The organism is Microbulbifer maximicatervae (SeqCode), from assembly GCF_052468295.1.
In genome coordinates this window covers 2,958,445-2,981,045 of record NZ_CP174340.1, presented here as the reverse complement: position 1 = coordinate 2,981,045, position 22,601 = coordinate 2,958,445, and the positions used below count along the sequence as shown (strand labels likewise).

The window sequence follows — 22,601 nt, the reverse complement described above, 5'->3', positions numbered from 1 at the left end:
TTTCGCCACTAACCCCCTATCGTTGTAAGAAGCATCGCTAATATTTGGTGATCAGCATATCCGTTATTTTTAACGTGCAACCTGGCTGGGGTGGATTGTTGACGCCCCAGTTGTCGATCACGATCATCATGGATTCATCAAAAATTGCAGGCCCCTTTTCCCGGTAGGCATGCCAAAGCTGATTTGAATCATCGCACTTAGACGCAGATGCTCCACACACTCTTATATCCCATCGATAGGTTCCACTAGCTTCACCCGATATGATTTTTCGGGATGTAAAAGTTATATGCTGTTGGGCACCACTCTTCACCTGTAGGGGACCTGTTTGGCTTGTCCACGCCGCCTGTTTGGGAAGCCCTCCCCAATTGGAAGCGAAACCTCCCGGACCATTAGAGCCTGTTGTTTCTACAAAATCGACTTCCCGCTGCCCCCCGGCCCAACATCCACCGGGTTGTTCACACCAGGGAAACATATAAACGGCAATCCACTCTTTAGCACCACACTTACCTGGAGGCACGTCAACCTTAAAGTCAATTGCAGAAATATCTTTCATTCTAATCTCGGTATTCCCGCATAGAACCGCAGATGTATAAGCGCAGGAGCCTTTGGTGTCCCCATCCATAATAATAACAGCAGATCCTTCCGTATTACTTGGTTGAAAGCTGATTTTGCTGCAGCGATTGTTTTTGGCCACTTTGTCATCTTGGTGATTGAATATGGGCTTACATGTTGTTGCTGATGCCAGATTTAAGGTGGATAGGGCAGCAAAAATCAGGAAGAGTCGGGTTGCTTGTAGCATGGTGTGGAGCTTGCAAACTATAAAACTTAATAAATTATAGTTTGTGTCTTGATGGTCAGGCTTTGGTAGAAATGTTTAGCCTGTCAATAAGGTCAATTTTGGCTGGTAGCACAAAGGTCACTTTCACTTATCCAGAAGGTAACCTTTTTATAGATGAAGTCCAATGATCGTTGAGTGCTTACAAATGATTCTGAACGTAACTTAAAACATCTGTTGGAGTACAATTGTCCATAAATCTATCTTGCAGGCTGTAGGCCATTTTTTCCAGAGGTGCACCGTTGTAGCCGTAGGTCTGAATTTCACTGATATAACGTTTGATAAATGACTCTGCTCCCAAGAGAGACCATTGGTGGACATGGACTAACTCATGGAAATGGAGGGAAATGTCCGCAGCAAAAGGTGTTTTGACAAAGTAGGTATCTTTGTAAGTGATACCGGCTACTTCCATGTCGACAAAGTCACTCAGGCCAGCCTGGTAGAGCTCGGGAACTTCGGTTTTGGAATATTATCAACCACTACAAAGTAGCTTTCGCTAAGAAATCCTTTCGTATAATACCCTGAAAACTTCTCTGTGAACCTCGCGCAAGATTGTCTCTCTTCTTTGAAGTCTATCAGTGTTTGATCAATCCACTGGTCTATTTTTTGCAACATCTATATCGTCCTGATTGGGAGGCAACTCTGGGGCTTTTCTCACCCCAGAGCAGAATTTTTAATATGCGAAATAAAGTTGTGCAAGAGTTATACGTAGGAGTATATCACCGATCCACTTTCTTTTTTCTTTTGAAGATATTTCTTGCAGGGATAGTAAAGTATCGCAATCAGAGTAATCCAGTAAGCATAGGTTCTCAGTAAGTTAGGTGTGTAGCCCTCAGGCCATACTTTGGAGCCGTTGAAGAAATTGGTTGCTACTCCAAACTCTAAGTAGCTCCATAGATGTGCGGACAGATTGATCACTGGGACATGGAGTAAATAGAAGAACAATGAGGCCTGCCCAAAGAGGAGCAATACATCCAGTATTCGGTTTTGCCGATTTTCAACGATAGCCATGATCAAGAAAACTATACTCATTGTCATAAGGATATAGCTGAACGACATTGGGTATTTGGCGGTGTTGATAAAGCCCAGAAGCCCCTGCTGTGAATTCCAATCATTGGGGTCGCCAAAGCCTATTAGTCTAACTGCAATAAATATAATCGATAGCGCAGTTGCTGTTGTTATTAGTAGACGCACTCGTTGCTTGTTTGCCATCTCGTAAAGAGGCCCAAATACATAGCCAAGGTACATAAGAGCAAAGAGGGGAATAATATTGTAAGCAGCAAAAATCCCGGTGTTGAACTCGAAAAGTCTAAAACTAGTGCGTACATGCGCAAGAATCCAAAGCCATTCATAGCCACCTAATAGCTGGCGCATGAAGTCATCATTCAGGTATCCATGTAAGGATATTACGGCCAGGCAAACGATGGTGGTCCATATCATTGGCAAATAGATTAAGCCCGCCAGTATGATCATGGATATGCCCAGGGCCCAGATTACCTGTACAAAAGCGTAATTATAAGCAAACTGCCAAGAGAGGTTTACCAAGGTTAGTTCGAGGATAACCAGTACTAACCCTCGAAGTATTAAGAATTTTGCCAACTCCGGCTTGGAGTTAAGTTTTTTACCGTGAAAGTAGGCACTCAATCCTGTAAGAAATATAAATCCAGGGGCACATATATGCGTGATCCAACGAGTTAAAAACAAAGAGATGGACGATTGGGATAGGTCCAATGGGTCAAACTGGGTCGAAGTCCAATAATCTCGAGTATGATCGAGGGCCATAATAATTACTAATATACCTCTAGTGATGTCTATTGCTGGATATCGCAATTTGTTATCTCCAAAGTTAGTGAACTTTATAGTGTTGGATCCTCAATGAGGTTTTACTACCTTGAAATTTGGTCGGCCGAAAGGTGATCAAGGGGATTTGTAATCTATCTCTATCGTTATCCATTTTCATTTAAGGATAAGCGGGAGCTGGCTTCCTTCAATATTGTACATATATTTTTTAGGCAACCAATTGATTTTTAGTCGTCTGGCATGGTAATGGAAGAACGATGGTGCAAGTAGGTTAATCTTTAACTATTCAAACTTATCTCTGCCATAAGATAGCCGATATTATTATCTTTTTGCTTCAGCTTTTAGCTTGCTAGTGGCCGGATCAGACATTTAATGATGAGTTAGAATATATGATCTCGGCCTATTATCAGTGTAAAGGTTTTTCGGTAAGTAAAAGAGATATTCCTGTTTTTTAGCCAGAGTTACTCTTAGAATAGTAATAGTTAGTAACCCCGAAACCTTAAGGTTGCATTGAGTATTATCAGTTTACTTTGATATTGCCATGCTTTGCTTGGGTCATTACCGTATAAGGTAAAACAATCGTATCTGCTGCCACAGAAAAGACCGCATCTATAGCTTCCAGCGGAATATGGTTGAGTGTTGATCCAGTGTTTACAGTCTGGCTGGGCTCGCTATTCATTAGACAAAAGGAGTAGGAGGTACCGCTATATACTCTTGGAATGCTTTCACAGTAGCTCTTTTGGCCTCGATGAGCGATATCTACTTGGTTATCTTTTGGGTTAACGGTTTTTACCGTGGCGCATGAGGCACAAATGATCGAGGCTGATGCTAAAGAAATTATACGCTTCACAAACTAATCCTTGCTGATGTGATCTGGTGCGGACTATAGAGTAGCATTTTTTAAATCAGTTCCATATTTTATACGTGCTAAAGTAGCATCAGTGTCCAATTGCAATGTGAGGTTTGTAACACCTTGGCATTATTGTATTTCAATCTTGGAACAATCGTTCTACTTTAGTCTATGCTGATATTCCATTTTTTTTGATTAATTGATCTGTCTAGATAAATTACAAGGAAGGCTGCCTTGCCAGTGTGATTTAAGCATGAGAAATATGGTCTATAAAGAATCCCTTGACATACTTTTCATAAATCGTGGTTAGGACATCTGAATAAATTTGGAACTCAAACGGAGTTGTAGGTGGCAGTATACAGTTAAGATAGTCATATATTTCTGGTATATGCCGAGTGCCGTACTCCTCAAGTAGCTTTACCAATCTATTATCTCGTGAAGGGCGGTAGGCATCATCTTCAGTGAAATGATTATGAAGAATACATAAAATCCAGATGGTGGCGCCCTGTTGTAATAGGTGTTCATTAATACCAAGACTCTCCCCGTTTTCCTCGGTTAATTTGACTTTAATATATTCGTACCCATTAAAATCATCATAGTTGATATAAGCAGTTTGTCCGTTGGCGAACCCACCTTCATCAATCATGTGGTAGTAAAGCAACAGTACAGATGACATTGCCCTATTTCCCACCTCAAAGTGGTTTTCAGTATTAATTATCATTCTTCTCCAGTGAAATTTGACCTGGTTTTATTGAGATTTCGCAAGCAACAACTGATAGATCAATATAAGAGCTTTACTGATAATAATACACCGCTCTTTAGGTGTCGGAGAACTAAGGACCCTCTGATCAACGAAGCATTTTTCTAGAATTAAGCTGAACTGCTTGAAAAATTCACTTTATTACGCTCAAGCGCGTAATTTTCGCGTAATAGCCCGCTAATTTTTCATCTGAAACCCTAAATAGGCGGGTTTCAGGCGAACCACCCCTAGGTGGCCAAATATTTTCTCCCTATTAGTAAGTTGGTAAAGCCTGCTAGCAAGCACAGCCGCTCAGTATTTTTTAACAGTCCCCGATAGCGGACCTTGTCATAACCAAATACCCGTTTAATGTAGCGAAAGGGGTGCTCAACCTTCGCTCTTATCTGCGCCTTGATCTTTTCCGCCTTACGGAGTGCATCACGCCCAGGAAGAGTTTTCAGCTTGCTCGGCTTCATTGCTATGTACCAATCCACCTCCCGCTCCTTCAACTCTTCTCGCTTCTCCGCACCAATGTACCCAGAGTCACCCCAGACTCTTCCTTCCTCCCCATGGAGGACTCGCTCTGTGGCTGTGACATCATGCGAATTCGCTGCTGTTGTATCTACGCTATGTATTACTCCGAGCACATCATCAACCCCGATATGCATCTTCATTCCAAAGTGCCACTGATTGCCTTTCTTTGTTTGATGCATTTCTGGATCACGTTCTTTCTTTTTATTCTTAGTTGAAGTTGGCGCAGAGATAATAGTGGCATCTACAATCGTGCCTTCACGCAGTACCATGCCATTCTCAGCAAGATGCTTGTTGATTTCATCAAAAAGCGCTGCACCAATCTGATTGAGCTCCAATAAGTGGCGAAAGTTAAGAATCGTTGTTTCATCGGGAATTGGGCCGCTCAAAGTCAATCCAGCAAAACTACGCATGGATTCAATTTCATACAGTGCATCCTCCATAGCGGGATCACTGAGATTATAAAATAGCTGCATGCAATGAATACGGAGCATGACACTTAATGGATATGGCTGTCGGCGACGTTTGCCTTGTGGATAGCAAGGAGTGATCTGAGCCTCTAGTCGCTGCCATGGGATGAGGGCTTCCATTTGAGAAAGAAACTTCTCTCGGCGAGTTATACGGCGCTTTAGCTTATATTCTGCTTCGGCAAAGGTGACTTGGTGCATAATCTATCGTAGTCTTGACGGATAACTGAATACTACCAAACTGGCTCGGAATTATTCAGAGGTTCCCTAATACTCGGAGCCTTACAAATGGTAAACGATTTATTCTCACATTCTTTGTTGTGCAGAGGGATGTATGTTAGCTTTAGAAGTAAGATGAGATAAAGAAATCTAGTTGGTATTTATTTTTGCCTCAAATGCCCGCCAAAACTCCCGCTCATAGGTTTGGATTAACCGCACGCGAATGGCAATATCATTTTCTCGAACACCTGAAGCTAGTCCCCTTGCAATTATATCGATAGCCTGTTCCCTGAACCCTTCTGGAAGTTGGCTAAAAGTCATTAAGAAACTGAGCTGTTCATTAGTAAAGCGTTTATTTTGTTTGAGAGCTTTTGCAACGCGCTCAGCATTTTTGCCAAAACTCTGAAAGTTTATTAACAGGGCAGCGGCAATTTCGGCGGGTGTAGCGTAGTTGGCTAGCCAGGTAGTATAGGCTGGATAGGCTTGGGCACCTGCGAGTGGTTGGTACTGGGCGATCTGCTCGGGTGAGATGCCCAATGCTTGAATCAGATTGGGTAGCAGGGTATTAGCTTGAATTTCTGCTGTCGTAATTCGAGTAAAAAATGCTCTGGTACTATGTCCCGGTAAGCCACCAAAACGATGCAGAGATAGTGCATTACTTCTCAAGTCCGATAAGTTAATAAGGCGTTGCTCCATTGCAAAAGCCTGTAACTTAGCGTCCGGTAGAGTATTTTTTTCCAGCTGTAGAACAAAGACAGGAGTAGGGCCCTTGAGATACAGTTTTTCAAGGCGCTCTATCAGAGCTTTTGCATCCTGTTGGTTTGTGGCGATATCTGCTGTGGCCGGTTGAGTCATGACTAAAAGAACAACCAGTCCCACAAGAGCGAATCTTAAACAATGCGTATTGGCCACTATTCCAACTCCGCTGGTGCACGAAATAAGCATAGCAGGAGGACAGAAACCGGACTGGTAGCGTATTTGTCAGGCCACAGTACTTTTTCCGCGTATTAATTCGGCGGGATCAATTCGATAGAAATGACTTAACTCCTTATAGAGTTCCGGGTGTAAGGCGTGCATAGCCGTTGGGATCGTATAGAAACTTTCTGTTGCTACAGCAAAGAACTCAGCGGGAGACTGGGCGCCGTATAAATCGAGCACAGAGGGTGTATCACCAGGAAACTCACCGAATTCAGCTCTTTGTCTCAAACGGTGGAATTCCCGGCTCATAACCTCAGCCCAGGTGGCCCCTTCATCACTGCTTTCAAATAGAGGGCGGCCATCAAAGTAACCATCCTCTTCATCGACTTTGTGGGCGAACTCGTGCAGGGCGACATTGTGGCCCCGTTCAGGCGATTGCAAATCTTTCTCCAGGTCACCCCAGGAGAGGACTACGGGTCCACGATAATGTGCCTCCCCTTCACGGGCACTGTGCCTGGCTGTTTCTATATAGCCTTCCCGACGTGTTTCGTGAGCGACATAGGTGTCCGGGTAGAGCAACAGGCTGTAAAGGTTGGGGTAGCATTCATTCTTGCGGCCCAATAGGAGTAGGCAGGCATGGGCAGCGATGGCCACCTTCATGCGTTCATTGACCTGAAGCCCCTCGCAACCGACAAACTCTTTGCCGTGGAGAAACAGGGCGATATTACTGCATAACTCTTGCTGTTGATTGGAGTTAAGGTAGTGATAGAGAGGAAGATTTTCCCTAATGAGTTGTAGCTGTTCCCGTGTTAAGGGTTGTGAGCGGAGGTAAAAAATGCGCCACTGTCGGTAGAAGTGGGGGACCAGCCATATCGCCAGGGCCAGCAGGATAATTGCGATAAAAGCACTCACAGCTTAAACGCCGGTTGTTTGCGTGAGATATTATCTTCCAGCTTAAATTCTTGGCAGGGAGTCCCCTGGTGAAATTTCATTTGCCACTGCCCTTTACTTCTAACCCAAATAGATGATCGCTTACAAAACCCCTTGTACTCCCCTTGCTGGCCTCGCCGTGCAGATTTATACAACAGCATAATGACTGTGTCAGAGAGAGGAATGCATTCATAGTTTTGGCTGTGAATTTCCCAGCCCGTATTTTCCTCCTGTTGCATTGATCGCACTATTGCCTTGAAATCAAAGGTCCGCCCGGATTTCCCTACCTCTATAAAATCAGGGCTTAGTAGCTTGCAAATGACTTCAGGGTCTTTGCGTATCTCGAACTGATGCAGCTTTGTTTCATTCTCAATCAGAATATCGGCAATCTCATGTATCACTGTTTTACCCGGTATGCCCCAGTTGCGACAAATTACTATTTGCCTGGTTTTAGAATGGGGAGTTTACTGCCGAATTCAAGGTTTCGGGTGGATAGAGTAATCCGGAAGCGAAGCTTGATAAATGGGGGATGTCTGCCAACACTTAGAGCGTCTGGGTGATTTTCCTGTCACTGTGGAGAAGCTTATGCGTTTGCTATTGGCCTTTTTTGTCTTGATGTTTGGAGTCTGCACCCAGGTGCTGGCCCAGTCCGGCGAAACCCCGTTAAAAGTAGCGATCGCGGGGGATGCACCGCCCTATGTGATTGACGGTGCGACCAGTGGTTTGGAAATAGATATCGTTCGGCAAGCTCTCCCTGGCTATAAGTTGGAGTTCGTACAGATGGGGTTTGCGGAGACGGCCCCGGCACTTGAGCAGGGTATGGTTCAGGCAGCGGTGAATGTACTCAAGAAGAATGATGGCCTATTTTACTCGAACAATATGATCAGCTTCGCCAATTACGCCATTGCTAAAGCCAGCGCAGAAATGAAGATTGGCAGTATTGCAGATCTCGCGGGTAAGAAAGTGATCACTTGGCAGGGAGCTCCCATGGACCTTGGGCCCGAATTTGAAAAAATGTTTGGGCCTAATGGCACCCAGAAACAGAATGTTATGCAGGCGCCAACAGCTCGTGACCTGGTTGCCCAATTCTGGAAAATGCCAGATGCGGTCGCCGTGGTGGATATGGAGCTATTTAAGCACTACAGCAAAAAAATGGGTCATACCATGGCTCAGGTTGACCTATTCCAGATATTCCCGATGATGACAGACTTTCGAGTCGGTTTCCGCGATGAGAAAGTGCGAGATGACTTTAATCGCGGGCTGGCAGAGCTGTGCAGCAGTGGCCGCTACAAAGCCCTATTGCAGAAATACGATGTGGTGCAAAAGCAGGATATTTGTAAGTAGATAGACTGAAATTGCGGAACAATTAATCGAGAAAGAAGGGGCCTGGATCTTGTGATTTAGGCCTTTCTTGATTGGTGTGGTGGGGCGGGTTCGGACCTACTGCATCTAGTTCGTTGTCGGCAAATAGAAACTTGCTGTTTAATGAATTCTTGCGGGATTATCGATAAATCTTATCGGTCTTAGTTCCCAGTTTCTGAGTGCTCATAACCTCTGGCCAGTTTGATAAAAGCGCTCAGGTATTCAACTTCGCTATCGTCTTCACGAGTTCCTAAGAAAATCTGTTTGGCAATACCTTGTCGCCCGAGGCGCACCACCGATAGTGCCAGCTTGGTGGAGTACTCCTCTGCAAGCCAGCGAGGCAGGGCTGCGACCCCGCGGCCGCTGGCCACCATCTGTAGCATGATATCGGTAGTTTCACTGGTCTTGTGGCGCAGTGGCACCACGCCCGCAGGGTTGAGAAACTGGGTATAGATATCCAGGCGGTCCGGCGGCACGGGGTAAGTTAACAACACCTGATCCCGTAGGTCTTCTGCTGTCAGGTACTTTCGCTTTGCCATCGGGTGATCTCGAGGGACTACCAGCACCTGCTCGTAATCAAATACGGGATCGAAGCGCAGTCCGGCTTTATAGAAAGGGTCAGGGGTAACTAGCAGGTCGATCTCGTAACCCAGTAAAGCGCCGAGACCTCCAAACTGAAATTTCTGCTTAACATCCACATCCACGTCCGGCCAATCTTCCAGAAATGGCGACACTACTTTCAGTAACCACTGATAGCAGGGGTGGCATTCCATACCGATACGCAGGGTACCGCGCTCACCTTGAGCCATTTGCTTTAGCTTGCTCTCAGCATGTTCCAGTTGTGGCAGGACACGGTTGGCCAATCCAAGCAGATACTCACCGGTCTGGGTCAAGCGCAAGCTGCGGCCCTCACGCAACCAGATAGGGGCCCCGAGGTTCTGTTCCAACTTGCGCACAGTATGGCTCAGCGCCGACTGGGTTAGGCAAAGGTGCTTGGCCGCTGCGGTTAGCGAACCGTGATGGTCTACGGCCTGGATTATTGTTAAGTGCGTGCGCTCTAGCATAGCTGTAACCGAGCAATCCATGAATAAATTTAATGGATAGTTGAAAATATACCATTTTTGTTCATTTATAAAGAAGCTTATCCTGCCTGGCAATGTCAATCACCAAGCAAAGAACTCAGTTTTTGCCTTAGGAATCAGGATACCAGGCCGCAATGAATAAAGAGTTTGCATTCAGCATCAAGAACTTACGCTTTGATGAAAACTATCGTCCAGCGGATAGCACGCGGATCACCACCAATTTTGCGAACTTGGCGAGAGGGGAGAGCCGTCGGGATAACTTGCTCAACACCTTGAGAATGATTGATCGTCGTTTCAATGCCTTGGCGCATTGGGACAACCCTAGTGCAGATCGTTACTCTGTAGAGCTGGATATTATTTCCGTTGATATTGATATTGAAGGCAACGGAGAAGCCTTTCCTACCATTGAAGTATTGAAGACGAATATTGTTGATCATAAAAACAATCAACGGATTGAGGGCATAGTAGGAAACAACTTTTCTTCATATGTGCGGGATTATGATTTCAGCGTATTGTTGTTGGAGCATAACAAGAAGCAAGACAAGTTTAGCCTTCCTGAAGGTTATGGTGATCTTCACGGGAAAATTTTTCAATCGTTCCTGAATTCAAGTGCCTACAAGGATAGTTTCAGCAAGCCCCCTGTTATTTGTCTGAGTGTATCGAGCAGTAAAACTTATCATCGAACTGAAAATCAGCACCCCGTACTCGGTGTTGAGTATCGGCAGGACGAATACTCTTTAACTGACGAGTATTTTGAGAAAATGGGTTTGCAGGTTCGCTATTTTATGCCGCCGGATAGTGTTGCCCCTTTGGCTTTTTACTTTCAAGGTGATTTGCTTGGTGATTATACGAATCTTGAGCTTATCGGCACTATCAGCACGATGGAGACCTTCCAAAAGATATATCGGCCTGAAATATACAATGCAAATTCTGTAGCGGGGACCTGCTATCAGCCCAGTTTGAAGCATCAGGATTATTCACTCACTAAAATTGTTTATGACCGGGAAGAGCGTAGCCAGCTGGCTATAAAGCAAGGGAAGTTTACTGAAGAACAATTTATCAAGCCATACAGAAGTATCCTTGATCAGTGGGCCGCTAATTACGCGCTTTAATTAACAAATATAGATAAGATTATTTTTCATGAATCGCCTATTGCCAACTTCAAGCGCTGGAAGCTTGCCTAAACCATCCTGGCTTGCAGAGTCCGAAAAACTTTGGTCCCCCTGGAAATTAAAGGGCGATCAATTACAAGAGGGTAAGCAGGATGCCTTGCGCCTGACATTACAAGAGCAACAACAAGCCGGTATCGATATCGTTAGTGACGGAGAGCAGACCCGCCAACATTTTGTGACTACATTTATTGAGCACCTCAACGGCGTTGACTTCGAGAAGCGGGAAACTGTTAAAATCCGCAATCGCTATGAAGCGAGCGTGCCGACAGTTGTTGGCGAAGTATCTAGGCAACAAGCAGTATTTGTTCAAGATGCTAAGTTTTTACGCAAGCAAACCAGTCAAGCTATCAAGTGGGCATTACCTGGTCCCATGACAATGATTGATACTCTCTACGATAGCCACTACAAAAGCCGCGAAAAGCTCGCTTGGGAATTTGCCAAACTTCTCAATCAGGAAGCGCGTGAGCTAGAGGCTGCGGGTGTTGATATTATTCAATTTGATGAGCCCGCATTTAATGTGTTTTTTGATGAGGTGAATGACTGGGGGATTGCCACTTTAGAAAAAGCCATCGAGGGGCTGAAATGCCAAACTGCCGTACATATTTGCTATGGCTACGGTATCAAAGCCAATACAGACTGGAAGAAAACTCTGGGTTCAGAGTGGAGACAATATGAAGAAGCGTTTCCAAAGCTGCAAAAATCCAATATTGATCTAATTTCGCTCGAATGCCACAACTCCCATGTTCCAATGGATCTCCTTGAGCTTATTCGTGGTAAAAAAGTGATGGTGGGCGCTATTGATGTGGCAAGCAACACGATTGAAGCACCGGAGGAAGTCGCCGATACCTTGCGAAAAGCACTCAAGTATGTGGATGCTAAGGATCTCTATCCCTGTACGAACTGTGGTATGGCGCCTCTATCCCGTAAGGTTGCGAACCGTAAGCTCAATGCGTTAAGTGCAGGTGCAGAAATTGTTCGAAGAGAGCTCTCGGTTTAGCTGTCTACAATATTTAGGTGCTCCCATGTCACTTTCCAGTACAGCCATAGAACCGTTGCGCTTTCGCGAGGCACTGGGGCATTACGCTTCCGGTATTACCGTGATCGCATCGCGCCGTGAGGATGAGCCGATAGGCTTTACCTGCCAGTCGTTTTATAGCGTATCGACGAGCCCGCCATTAGTGTCATTCAGCGTTATGTCGAGTTCGTACAGCTACCCCAAAATTCGCCAGGCAGGTCGATTTTCAGTCAATATCCTGTCGGATGATCAGGTCAAGATTTCCAACCAATTTGCTCGTCAAGGCGCGGACAAATGGAGCGAGGTCGAATGGCAGGAATCGCCGCTGGGGAATCCCATTATCGCCGGCAGCCTACACTGGCTTGATTGCGAAATTCATGCTGAACACGCCGCCGGAGATCACCTGATTGTGATTGGTGAGGTGAAGGCGTTAAACCTACAAAAAGCTGCTGCCAGGCAGCCACTTCTGTATTTCAAGGGTCAATATCGCAACCTTACTGCGGTGTCCCCAGTCGGGTAATACATGTGAGCAACGGGTTGCGGACATGCGGCCCCATCGCCTGCTCCCAGAAGAAACCCGCATCAATCAATTCGAGGAATTTATGGAATTTCTACTCTACCTGCTGCTAGGGGCTGTGGCCGGGGTGTTGGCCGGTTTGTTTGGCGTCGGTGGTGGCATCATCATTGTACCTGTGCTGGTGTTCAGTTTTACAGCTCAGGGTATCGATCCGCATGTACTGACTCACCTGGCTGTGGGCACTTCGCTAGCGACTATTGTGTTTACTTCGATTAACTCGGTTCTGGAGCATCAGCGCAAAGGCGCGGTGCTATGGCCGACGTTTGCCTGGATGAGCCTGGGTATTCTTCTCGGTGCAAGTCTCGGCTCCTTTACTGCGGCAGCTATTCAGGGGCCGATGCTACAAAAGATTATTGGTGTATTTGCTATCACCATTGCCATTCAAATGGCACTGGAGCTTAAGCCCAAGGCCAGTCGCGCTGTTCCCGGCAAGCTGGGGCTGACAGCGGCCGGCGGGGTAACAGGCTGGGCCTCTGCCATCTTTGGCATCGGCGGCGGCACACTGACAGTACCCTTTCTAACCTGGCGCAGCGTGCCGATGCAGCAAGCAGTGGCAACTTCCTCAGCCTGTGGTCTGCCGATTGCTGCCGTCGGCGCTCTGAGTTTTGTGGCTATTGGTTGGCAGCAACCTGAACTGCCGCAGTGGAGTTTTGGTTTTATCTACCTGCCAGCCATGGTCGGCATCGCTATCACCAGCATGTCCTTCGCCCGTTTTGGAGCGCGACTGGCCCACAAGTTATCTCCGCGATTGCTTAAGCGTTTGTTTGCCCTGCTGTTGCTCTGCGTGGGTGGGAGTTTTCTTCTCTGAGGCATCAATGAATTGCAGTCTATCGATTGCTATCTCGGTGTAGGCGCGGCTGCAAAGGTGGGAGGGGGCTTCAATCCTCTTCCAGGTGCGATCGGGCCCAAGTTAGGAGTATTAACTCCTTACTTTCTTTTGTGTGTCGAAATCTCTGGTCGAGCACAGGACCCTAGTGAGATGAAAATGGATTAACGTATCTGGAGGTTGGACAGTTGGTGCAATTGCTCCCGCTGACTGATGTGCGCATATCTATCCGCTGTATGGAGCGAATGAAAAAGATTGTTTTTAACCCTGTTGGGTCATTCAAGTTGTTTGTGATTGCTTGAAGTGAAGGGGGGTTGCTGGGGTAGGGCGAGGCCGCGAAGAATAAATTGTGCAAAGAGCAGTTTGGCACTAGCTGTTCTACAACAAAAAAGGGCTTACGTCGTGAAACGTAAGCCCTTTTCTTTGTATGGCGCGCTCGGGAGGATTCGAACCTCCGACCGCCTGGTTCGTAGCCAGGTACTCTATCCAGCTGAGCTACGAGCGCGTCGTTATGGGTGCGAACTATAGAGAGTTGATTCGTTGCCGTCAACCTCTTTTTGAAAAAAATCCTTAAAAATCCGCAACTTATCGAGTTTCTGGGGCCCTCTGGGAGCGGTCGACCAGTCTCGACAGGGCGCGAATTCTGCCGTGCCTTTCCTCAATTTGCAAGTCTTACTTTGAAAAATATGCCTTGAGTACCGATTGCGCCAGTGATCCAGGGGCGAGGCATTAAATTCTTCGGTGTGATTGGCGGCGAACTATACTCATTACTCTACCGGGATTCCGATGATTCACACCTTTTCCATTGCCCATTGCCAGGTCCGGCCTATCTTCCGGCGGCAGGCTTCTCCAGAGATATAGTGAGAATATATGGCGGACGAGCAGGACCAAGAGCGAAAGCTGCCGCAGGGGGAGTCTCCTTCACCGCCATCGGGAAAGCCGGTTCCGCAAGGGCCGCTGAATTGGCTTCAGTACTTCCTGTGGATTTTCCTTTTAATACTGACTGTACAGTACTGCACTAACGGACAGCTTTCTGGCAAGCGGACTGAGTTAGCTTACAGTGACTTTAAGAAAGAGGTCGCCGAAGGCAAAGTTGCCAGCGTGGTTATCGAGGGGGATAGAGTCAGCGGCACTTTTAAGCCGGAGGCGGGCAAGCTGCCGGCGTCAAACACTGGCGAGAAAGAAAAAAAGGCTCCACAGCCTGAGCACTTCACAACCATTCTACCTTCCGTTCAGGACCCCGATCTGCTCCCCCTGCTGGAAAAGGAGAAAGTGGAAATCCTGGCAGAGTCCCCGGGAGGGGGCTTTATGCAGCGGATGTTGATTCTGCTTCTGCCCTGGATACTGATTATTGGGCTCCTGGTTTGGATGGGGCGGCGAATGCAGGAAAAGATGGCGAGTGGGGCTCCCGGCAGTCCCTTCGGTTTTGCTCGATCACCAGCAAAGCGGTTTGAGCGCAGTGAGTCCCAGGTGACTTTCGATGATGTGGCCGGGTTGGCAAATGCGAAGAAGGACCTGCAAGAAGTGGCGGGGTACCTCAAGAATCCGGAGCACTATCGCAAGCTCGGAGCGAAGATCCCCCGGGGCATTTTACTGATGGGCCCTCCCGGCACTGGCAAAACCCTGATGGCGAAAGCGCTGGCCGGTGAGAGTGAAGCGCCATTTTTCAGTATTAGTGGCTCTGAGTTTATTGAGATGTTTGTAGGGGTGGGCGCTTCCCGTGTGCGGGATATGTTTGCCGAAGCCAAGAAAGATGCTCCTTCAATTATTTTTATCGATGAGATTGATTCCGTCGGCCGGGCGCGGGGAACGGGTGTTGGTGGTGGACACGATGAGCGGGAGCAGACGCTCAACCAGATTCTTGGTGAGATGGATGGCTTTGATCCCCAGGAAGCGGTGGTGGTGGTTGCGGCAACCAACAGGCCCGACGTTCTCGATGCGGCGCTGCTAAGACCAGGGCGCTTTGACCGAAAAATTACTCTGGACCTTCCAGACAAGGCCGCACGCAAGGAAATTCTTGAGATTCATTCCCGCGATGTCCCATTGCACGGCAAGGTGGATCTGGAGCGGCTCGCGGCCCTGACCGCGGGTTTTGCCGGCGCGGATCTGGAAAACCTGATTAATGAGGCCGCACTGTTGGCGGGGCGAGAAGATAAGTCCGCAGTGGATATGGATTGTTTATTGAGGGCGAGGGATAAAGTGGTTCTCGGTGGCGAGCGCGAAATGGTTATCAGTGAAGAGGACAAGCGGATTATCGCCTACCACGAAGCGGGACATGCGCTGGTAGCAACGCTATTGCCGAATGCAGACCCCTTGGAGAAGGCGACTATTATCCCCAGGGGGCACAGTCTCGGCGCTACCGAGCAGATTCCCACCGAAGAGCATCACAGTATGCAGGTCAGTTATCTCCGCGATCGTATCGGCGTAATGCTTGGAGGGAGGGTCGCTGAGCGGGTGGTATTCAAGGAGGTGAGCACTGGTGCAGAGGCAGATTTAAAGCAGGCGACGCGACTGGCCCGTCACATGGTGACGCACTGGGGGATGAGTGAAAAATTAGGCCCCGTTGCTTTCCGCCGGGGAGAGGAGCATATATTCCTGGGGCGCGAGATGGCCCAGCAGAAGGACTTCAGCGAACACACCTCAGAGATTATTGATGACGAAATTATTGCTTTGATCAGCGGTATTGAGATGAAAGTAGATCAGTTGCTGACAAAAAATCGCAAAAAATTAGATGCATTGGCTGGGGCTCTTTTGGAAAAAGAAACCCTCGATGCAGCCGAAATAAATGAAATACTTTCCCATGTGGCTGCGGGTGGTGATGACACATCTATTGCGCCGAAATAGCTCCTGGCTTTAATGGAAATTTATTTTTCAGGTAGACCCGCTGGTCAAATTTAATGTATTTAAATGTACCAGGTTAATTGAGTTTATTAGTTTTGAATTGCCGTTAACCTGAAATATCGAAGGGCACTTTCAGGCTAATCTAAAAGAGCTGAGAGCGCATCAATTTAAAATAGACAAAAAGTTTTGTGTTTTTGGGGTGGTTTAGATACATATTGTCATTGGCTTTTTTGAAAATAATCAATTTTCTAAGTAAAAGGGCAACTTAAGGTATCGCCCTTAAACAGTGCATAATTTTATTTTTTCCATTCCCGTTAATTTTTTTCTTCAAGTTGAAAGAACTTTCCAGACTAATTGAGTTATTTTTACAGACATTTACGTTAAATAGACTTCCACACACGGTTGCGAGCCTGTAACCTGTCCATGTCACAGATTCACAACGAAATCTGTGCATCTTTATCAGCGCGGTCTTGAATCGGAGCTTCACTTAGTCGGAGCCTCTTTATAGAGGTAGAGCGGTGGGGCCAGGCAGTACCGATTGCGATAAGTCCGTTGTTGTACATAAAAAAAATAAAACAATGGAGAGAAAACATGGGAAGTCCGTCAAAACCCAAGCAGCACTCTGCTCTGCTTTCCGCCTGTTCCGTAGCAACTCTTTGGTTAGCCAGTGGTATTAGCCCCAGTTATGCCGCAGAGGGAGCAGTCGGCACCCTTATGGAAGAAGTGCAGGTAACAGCCCGTAAGCGTGCAGACGCAGAATTACTTCAGAATGTTCCGGTAGCGGCTACCGCTTATTCCGGTGACCAGCTGGAGGCTCTGCAAACTAAGGATTTACAAAGCCTTTCTTTCAAAATGCCCAATGTCCAGCTGGAGGATGTGGGTACTGTTAAAAATACGGCAAATTTCACTGTTCGAGGTCTTGGAGTGAATAGCTCTATTCCATCAATTGATCCCACTGTTGGGGTCTTTGTCGATGGTATGTACCTCGGTGTGAATGCGGGTGTTGTTACCGATGTGTTTGATCTGGAGGGTATCGAAGTTCTCCGTGGTCCGCAGGGCCTATTATTTGGCCGTAATGTTACCGGTGGTGCTGTCGTTGTTAAAACAGCGCGCCCAACCGATGAGTTCTCTGCTCGCTTCAAGGTGTCCACAACGGACAATCTCGATGTGGTGACTGCGGGTTCAATTAATGGTGCCATCTCTGACGATGTTAACGGCCGCTTGACCGTTTACTACAACGATGACCGCGGCTGGTTCGAAAATGTTGCCACCGGCAATGATAATGCCGGTGCCTCTGACAGTTGGTTTATTCGCCCAAGCTTTAGTGTTCAACTCAATGAAACGGCAGAGCTGCTTGTGCGGATGGAGCACGGGCGCATGGACTCCGATGGGGTTGTCGCTCAAAACCGTGGCAATGAAGCTTATGTAGTTGATACTGGTAACGGTTTTATTGCCTATCCCAGCGCGACCCAGATTGCGGAGGCTTACGGTATTCCTGATTGGGACAATAGTGAAGACTCTTTTGAGGTAGCCCAGGACGAAGAGGGTTATCAAAAAGATGAGTGGACCCAGATCATTACTGAGTTTAATAAAGATGTTGAATTCGGTGATGGCACCATCACAAATATCCTGGCTTGGCGTGAATATGAGGCGCGGGGCTTGGGGGATATTGATTCCCTGCCTTTTGTCGGTTTCCATGCGGACTCAAGTGTGGACCAGAGCCAATTGAGTAACGAGTTGCGCTATGCCGGCCGTTTCGGTCGCACGGCCATCACTGCCGGTGTCTATTGGTTCTCCCAGGATGTAACCTACCTGGAAAATCGTTTACTGGCCGATGGTGAAGGCGGCATTTTCGATTGGACCGGTGGTGGTGTGCAGGATCACAGTACTTATGGATTCTTTACCCAGGCTGATATCGACTTGGACGAAGCTTGGGTGCTAACGCTTGGTGGACGCTACTCGAGTGAGGAGAAAGATGCGAAGATTGCCTCTATTCCCCTGAACCTCTGCACACTGGATGGCTGTGCTGCCTACGACTTTGAAGATAGCGAAAGCTGGAATGCCTTCACTCCCAAAATTGGTTTACAGTGGACTGTCTCAGATGAGACGCAGCTCTACACATTCTGGACCAAGGGTTTCCGCAGTGGAGGGTATAACTTCCGTAATGCAGGCATAGATCCGACCACAGCAATGCCTTACACCCCGCAGGTAACAGATCAGGAAGAGCAAAGCAGCTTTGAAGTTGGGGCCAAAGTAGATTGGCTTGATGGCCGCCTGCGCACCAATATGGCGGTATTCCACAACACTATTTATGATATGCAGCGGGAGGAAAACCTCGCTGATGCATTGTCTGGTGTGGCCCAGATTATCCGCAATACCGCTGATGCCACTATTCGCGGTGCGGAATTGGAGGCGATGGCGGCACTGAGTGACAACCTGCTGTTTACCTTCAATGTGGGCTATGTGGATGGCGATTACGATAAGGTACTGGGTGACCTGAATTTTGATGGTGTTGTGGATGATAAAGACCTGGGCCTAGAGATTCCTCGCCTGGCGCCCTGGACTTATGGTGTAGGGTTGGTGCACGACCTGTCCCTGGGCTCCCTCGGAACCCTGACTTCCCGCATTAACTTTAATCATCGCGATGAAGCGCCATATACGGATGATAACAAGGGTATGCTGTCTGAAGTAGAAATGCTCGACTTCAGTATTGGATTTACCCCTGATAGTGGTCAGTACACAGTTTCTGTATTCGGCAAGAACATGTTGGATGAAGTGAATGAGGCTAATGATACCCAGCTGCCAGTAAAACTAGGCGGTATCGGTGCCAGCTTTACCCCACTGAATAAAGGTCGTGTTATGGGGGTTGAGTTTCTTTACGAACTGTAACTACAGCTAAAAATTGCTAGCTTAAAGGGTATATTTTTAAGTTAACAAACTTCGAAACGGCCAGTTCCTTTTCACAATTAAAAGTTGTGATGGGGCTGGCCGTTTTTTATTGGGTTGCGTGTTGAATAAAAAACTGCTTGATGATTTTTGATACTCTTGTTTTGTTAGCGTGGCAATAAAAGTGAACCTATAAAGGGGAAAAATATGCGGTTTATTGATCTGCCTACATTTGGCGGGCCTGAAGTCATGCAATTGCAGGAGATGGATAAGCCTGCTCCCGGCGCAGACGAAGTCCTTATCCGTGTAGCCGCAGCTGGGGTTAATCGCCCTGATCTTGTGCAGCGCCAAGGGCATTATCCGGCACCTCCCGGAGCATCGCCGGTATTGGGATTGGAAGTGGCTGGTGAGGTTGTTGAAGTCGGGGAAAAAGTTGTGCGCTGGCAGGTGGGAGATAAAGTTTGCGCCCTGACCAATGGTGGAGGTTACGCAGAGTTTGCAATAGCTCCAGAGGGACAATGCCTCCCGGTCCCCGCAGGCCTTACTCTTATTGAGGCAGCTGCATTGCCGGAAACTTTTTTCACCGTATGGACTAATGTATTTGACCGCGCTGGTTTAAAACCGGGCGAGGTGATTTTAATCCATGGTGGTTCCTCTGGCATTGGTACCACGGCGATCCAGCTGGCTCATCAATTGGGAGCCCGGGTTTTCACTACTGCGGGAACAGAAGATAAATGCGCAGCCTGTGTGGCCTTGGGAGCGGAGAAGGCGATCAACTATCGGGATGAAGATTTTGTCTCCGTTGTGCGAGAGATGACAGATGATCACGGAGCTGATGTTATCTTGGATATGGTGGGCGGTAGCTATATCAATAGCAATATTCGTGTGGCCGCTAACGACGGCAGAATCGTGAATATTGCCTACCTGGCAGGCGCTAAAGTAGACGTAAATATGATGCCGGTGATGTTGAAACGGCTTACATTGACCGGCTCAACATTGAGGGCTCGCTCGCCAGAAGTGAAAGCCGGTATTGCAAAATCGCTGGAACAGAAGGTTTGGCCGCTAGTTGAAGCGGGTAAAGTGCGGCCGCAACTAGCCGCTGAGTTTCCTCTGCATCAGGCGGTTGAGGCCCATAAATTACTGGAGTCCGGTACTATCACCGGGAAAATAGTTTTAACCTTGTAAGGACTTGTGGCTGCCTAGGGCGAGGAGTAAGTGGGCATCCGCTGAATAACGCCCTCAGGCACATCCCCGGGTTCACAATAGATTTTGCCGGGCAGGCGCTGTAGAGGTGGGCGGACTGTCACATCATCGCTCATCATTTCCACATAGGCTTTGTATAGATTGCTGATATTGCGTACATACTGCACGGGCTCAGAGCCTCTCACATAGCCGTATCTAGCCCGTTTAAAGTACTGGGGCTGGGCCAGTTTCAGCATGGCGACTTCCACATTGTCGAACCACACATTGGGATCCAGTCCCAGTTCTTTAGCCAGCCGCTGGGCATCGAGTAAGTGGCCGTATCCTGCATTGTAGGAAGCGAGAGTAAACCAGAGTTTATTTACGGTTGGCAAAGCGGGATTAAAGCGATCGCGCACCCAATCCATATATTTTACCCCCGCTTTAATACCTCTTTCAGGTTCGAACAGCGGCGGAGGAAATCCCATTTCCTCGGCTGTGGCAGGCATCACCTGCATCAATCCCTGCGCTCCAACTGGAGATACGGCTTTAGGGTTGAAATTGCTCTCCTGCCACATTTGCGCGACGATCATGCGCCAATCAAAATCGTATTTAAAGGCGGATTCCTTCACCAACTCATCGTAAGGAGAGAGGTTTTCTCCCGGTATTACCCGGGAACTTACTCGCTGGGTAAATCGTTTGTTCGGCTCAAAATAAGCCTGGTATTGTTTTTGATATTGGCTCGTTTTTCTGTAATTTTTCAAAAACTTATTCAAGTTCTGTAACAGGTGCCAATTTTGTCTTAATACCATCCAGCCCTGTGGACGCGGGTCACCGATAAGGGTTCCGAGTACCAGTTGTGGCTGAACGGATGCCTCAATCTTGGCTCGACCGGAGTGGGATATAGTCGCATCTACCAGCCCGTCGGCGATTAATGAGAAGATTTGGGACTGGGAAATATCTGGCGGCGCCACACGGATATCGACATCAATACCTGCTTCTTTCAGTGTTTCAGCGGTTTCAATAAATGACGAGTAGGCGCGCAGGGTTAACTTGCGACCATTCAGATCCTGAATCTGGGTGATGGGAGGGCTGCCTTTACCACTGACAATCTGGTCTGTGGATTCGACATAGGGCTTGGTGAAGACCATGCCCTGGTCTTCACGGGCACTGGTAATATTGAGCTCGGCCCCGGCAAAGTCACCGCGACCTGCCCTCAGCCAGTCGGCAAGGTCTTCTTCGTAGGGGACAACAATAACCTGGAGTTGGAGTTTGTGCTTATTGGCAAAAGCCTGGGCCAGGTCGTAGTCAAACCCCATTAATACCCCTTTCCATAAGAAATAGGTTGTCGGCCCGTTATAAGTGAGTAGCCTGATTACTCCCGATTTTTTAATACCCTTCCAATCGGTAATGCGTTCTTCCTGGGATTTAACCAGGTTGCGGGTCAAAAAATTATCGAGAGTGGTATGTAGGCGTTTGGAATCTTTGCGTACGCCCCAGGCAATATTTTGCACTTCAGATACATCTGCACCAATCCGCATGTCATCGCGGTAATTGCGCAAATCCTGGGCTGAAAAATCCTCCAAAATAGCAACCCGGTTCTTCTGGCCATTGATGATATCCAGCAGGGTATCTCGGTTACCATTAATATCAATTTCTCGAATAGTTAGGTTTGAGTTTGGATTTTCGGCAACAAGTTGCTCTGCAGTTTCTTTAATAGAGGAGCCGGCGGGGATAATAAATTCCAGGTCCTTTAATTTGCTCGCATCTGAAATATCTGGACCCTCAGGACCAGTGACTAGTACTAACCGCGAATGGCGAAGAGGAACCGTGAAGTCAATAATTTCTTCACGGGCGTCAGTGACAGTCAGGTTATAGGCGATTACATCTGCCTGGCCATCGATCAGCATTTGCACCGCGTCATCGGGTGTTTCAGCTTTTATCCACTTGGGTTCCAGCTTTAACTGTTTGGCCAGTTTGTTGGCAAGTTCGAAGTGACGGAGACTCACCACATCGTCACGAGGTAACAGGTCCTCGGAAGCACCGGTTAAATTAACGAACCGAATTGTGCCGTGTTTTCTTATGTCCCTAAGGTCACCGGTTTCAATGTAGTTGACTTGCTGTTCTTTAGCGGGGGTTACTTCAGGCAGTTGCCCTGATCGCTTGTCGGCATCCTGCGCTTCGGCAGCTGACATGGTGACTGATTCGGCTACTCCAGATTCACGATCTGGTTCCGTGCAGGCTGCAAGGGCAAGCAGTAGTACTGAAAGTAGTATCAAGGTCCACTGGTTGAGGTGGATAGCAGTAGATTCACTATCCATATATTGCTCCGAAGGCACTCTACCTCAACCATTATAGTGTCGCTTGATTTG

Annotated in this window: 19 protein-coding genes and 1 tRNA gene; 8 read left to right on the top strand and 12 right to left on the bottom strand. The window is 47.5% G+C overall.

Features of this window, described 5'->3' with window-relative positions:
* Nucleotides 1-37: 37 nt before the first annotated feature.
* From ACJJIQ_RS13595 to ACJJIQ_RS13555, 9 genes are all read right to left on the bottom strand, one after another.
* Nucleotides 38-553: a hypothetical protein gene (locus ACJJIQ_RS13595; protein WP_445362179.1), complete on the bottom strand. Its 516-nt coding sequence runs from the start codon at nucleotides 551-553 to the stop codon at nucleotides 38-40.
* A gap of 424 nt (nucleotides 554-977) precedes the next feature.
* Entirely contained in the window at nucleotides 978-1,247 is a 270-nt protein-coding gene (locus tag ACJJIQ_RS13590; protein ID WP_445362178.1) for a hypothetical protein, read from the bottom strand.
* Nucleotides 1,248-1,537: 290 nt separating this feature from the next.
* The gene (locus tag ACJJIQ_RS13585) at nucleotides 1,538-2,617 is read right to left on the bottom strand and encodes an acetyltransferase domain-containing protein (protein WP_445362177.1); all 1,080 of its coding nucleotides are present in this window, start codon (nucleotides 2,615-2,617) and stop codon (nucleotides 1,538-1,540) included.
* A 538-nt stretch (nucleotides 2,618-3,155) separates the two neighbouring features.
* Entirely contained in the window at nucleotides 3,156-3,485 is a 330-nt protein-coding gene (locus tag ACJJIQ_RS13580; protein WP_445362176.1) for a YceK/YidQ family lipoprotein, read from the bottom strand.
* A gap of 247 nt (nucleotides 3,486-3,732) precedes the next feature.
* A complete protein-coding gene (locus ACJJIQ_RS13575) occupies nucleotides 3,733-4,206 on the bottom strand; it encodes a hypothetical protein (RefSeq protein WP_445362175.1) in 474 nt (157 codons plus the stop codon).
* A 266-nt stretch (nucleotides 4,207-4,472) separates the two neighbouring features.
* Nucleotides 4,473-5,423 (bottom strand): IS5 family transposase, encoded by a 951-nt coding sequence (locus tag ACJJIQ_RS13570; protein WP_445362174.1) that lies wholly within the window; start codon nucleotides 5,421-5,423, stop codon nucleotides 4,473-4,475.
* Nucleotides 5,424-5,591: 168 nt separating this feature from the next.
* On the bottom strand, nucleotides 5,592-6,296 hold the full coding sequence (locus ACJJIQ_RS13565) for a thiaminase II/PqqC family protein (protein ID WP_445362173.1): 705 nt from the start codon (nucleotides 6,294-6,296) through the stop codon (nucleotides 5,592-5,594).
* Between the two features lie 126 nt (nucleotides 6,297-6,422).
* Complete coding sequence (locus ACJJIQ_RS13560; RefSeq protein ID WP_413662861.1) at nucleotides 6,423-7,271, bottom strand: M90 family metallopeptidase; 849 nt, start codon at nucleotides 7,269-7,271, stop codon at nucleotides 6,423-6,425.
* Nucleotides 7,268-7,690 carry a nuclear transport factor 2 family protein gene (locus ACJJIQ_RS13555; RefSeq protein ID WP_445362172.1) on the bottom strand — a complete coding sequence of 141 codons (423 nt, stop codon included), beginning with the start codon at nucleotides 7,688-7,690 and terminating at the stop codon, nucleotides 7,268-7,270. The genes ACJJIQ_RS13560 and ACJJIQ_RS13555 overlap by 4 nt, the downstream gene beginning before the upstream one ends.
* Before the next feature lie 184 nt (nucleotides 7,691-7,874).
* Here ACJJIQ_RS13555 and ACJJIQ_RS13550 point away from each other — a divergent pair, with 184 nt between their 5' ends.
* On the top strand, nucleotides 7,875-8,633 hold the full coding sequence (locus ACJJIQ_RS13550) for a substrate-binding periplasmic protein (RefSeq protein WP_445362171.1): 759 nt from the start codon (nucleotides 7,875-7,877) through the stop codon (nucleotides 8,631-8,633).
* A gap of 179 nt (nucleotides 8,634-8,812) precedes the next feature.
* Here ACJJIQ_RS13550 and ACJJIQ_RS13545 read toward each other — a convergent pair whose 3' ends face one another.
* On the bottom strand, nucleotides 8,813-9,715 hold the full coding sequence (locus ACJJIQ_RS13545; protein ID WP_445358761.1) for a LysR family transcriptional regulator: 903 nt from the start codon (nucleotides 9,713-9,715) through the stop codon (nucleotides 8,813-8,815).
* 152 nt (nucleotides 9,716-9,867) lie between these two features.
* On the opposite strand from ACJJIQ_RS13545, the gene ACJJIQ_RS13540 reads away from it, so the two are divergent.
* The 4 genes from ACJJIQ_RS13540 to ACJJIQ_RS13525 are packed head-to-tail and all read left to right on the top strand — an operon-like array spanning nucleotide 9,868 to nucleotide 13,305.
* A complete protein-coding gene (locus ACJJIQ_RS13540; protein ID WP_445362170.1) occupies nucleotides 9,868-10,845 on the top strand; it encodes a DUF1852 domain-containing protein in 978 nt (325 codons plus the stop codon).
* 28 nt (nucleotides 10,846-10,873) lie between these two features.
* The gene (locus ACJJIQ_RS13535; protein WP_445362169.1) at nucleotides 10,874-11,902 is read left to right on the top strand and encodes a methionine synthase; all 1,029 of its coding nucleotides are present in this window, start codon (nucleotides 10,874-10,876) and stop codon (nucleotides 11,900-11,902) included.
* 25 nt (nucleotides 11,903-11,927) lie between these two features.
* Nucleotides 11,928-12,440, top strand: coding sequence for a flavin reductase family protein (locus ACJJIQ_RS13530; protein WP_445362168.1), 513 nt, complete (start codon nucleotides 11,928-11,930; stop codon nucleotides 12,438-12,440).
* A 25-nt stretch (nucleotides 12,441-12,465) separates the two neighbouring features.
* Complete coding sequence (locus tag ACJJIQ_RS13525) at nucleotides 12,466-13,305, top strand: sulfite exporter TauE/SafE family protein (RefSeq protein WP_444907616.1); 840 nt, start codon at nucleotides 12,466-12,468, stop codon at nucleotides 13,303-13,305.
* A gap of 446 nt (nucleotides 13,306-13,751) precedes the next feature.
* On the opposite strand, the gene ACJJIQ_RS13520 is transcribed toward ACJJIQ_RS13525, so the two are convergent.
* Nucleotides 13,752-13,828: transfer RNA gene (locus ACJJIQ_RS13520), tRNA-Arg, on the bottom strand.
* 365 nt (nucleotides 13,829-14,193) lie between these two features.
* Between ACJJIQ_RS13520 and ftsH the strand changes: the two genes are divergently transcribed.
* The 3 genes from ftsH to ACJJIQ_RS13505 all read left to right on the top strand — a co-directional run bounded on the left by ftsH (nucleotide 14,194) and on the right by ACJJIQ_RS13505 (nucleotide 20,235).
* The gene (ftsH, locus tag ACJJIQ_RS13515; protein ID WP_444917841.1) at nucleotides 14,194-16,167 is read left to right on the top strand and encodes an ATP-dependent zinc metalloprotease FtsH; all 1,974 of its coding nucleotides are present in this window, start codon (nucleotides 14,194-14,196) and stop codon (nucleotides 16,165-16,167) included.
* A 588-nt stretch (nucleotides 16,168-16,755) separates the two neighbouring features.
* A complete protein-coding gene (locus ACJJIQ_RS13510) occupies nucleotides 16,756-19,053 on the top strand; it encodes a TonB-dependent receptor (RefSeq protein WP_445362167.1) in 2,298 nt (765 codons plus the stop codon).
* A gap of 204 nt (nucleotides 19,054-19,257) precedes the next feature.
* Entirely contained in the window at nucleotides 19,258-20,235 is a 978-nt protein-coding gene (locus ACJJIQ_RS13505; protein WP_445362166.1) for an NAD(P)H-quinone oxidoreductase, read from the top strand.
* A 14-nt stretch (nucleotides 20,236-20,249) separates the two neighbouring features.
* Here the strand turns inward: ACJJIQ_RS13505 and ACJJIQ_RS13500 are convergent, their stop codons facing one another.
* Nucleotides 20,250-22,550: a transporter substrate-binding domain-containing protein gene (locus tag ACJJIQ_RS13500; protein WP_445362165.1), complete on the bottom strand. Its 2,301-nt coding sequence runs from the start codon at nucleotides 22,548-22,550 to the stop codon at nucleotides 20,250-20,252.
* Nucleotides 22,551-22,601: the final 51 nt, after the last annotated feature.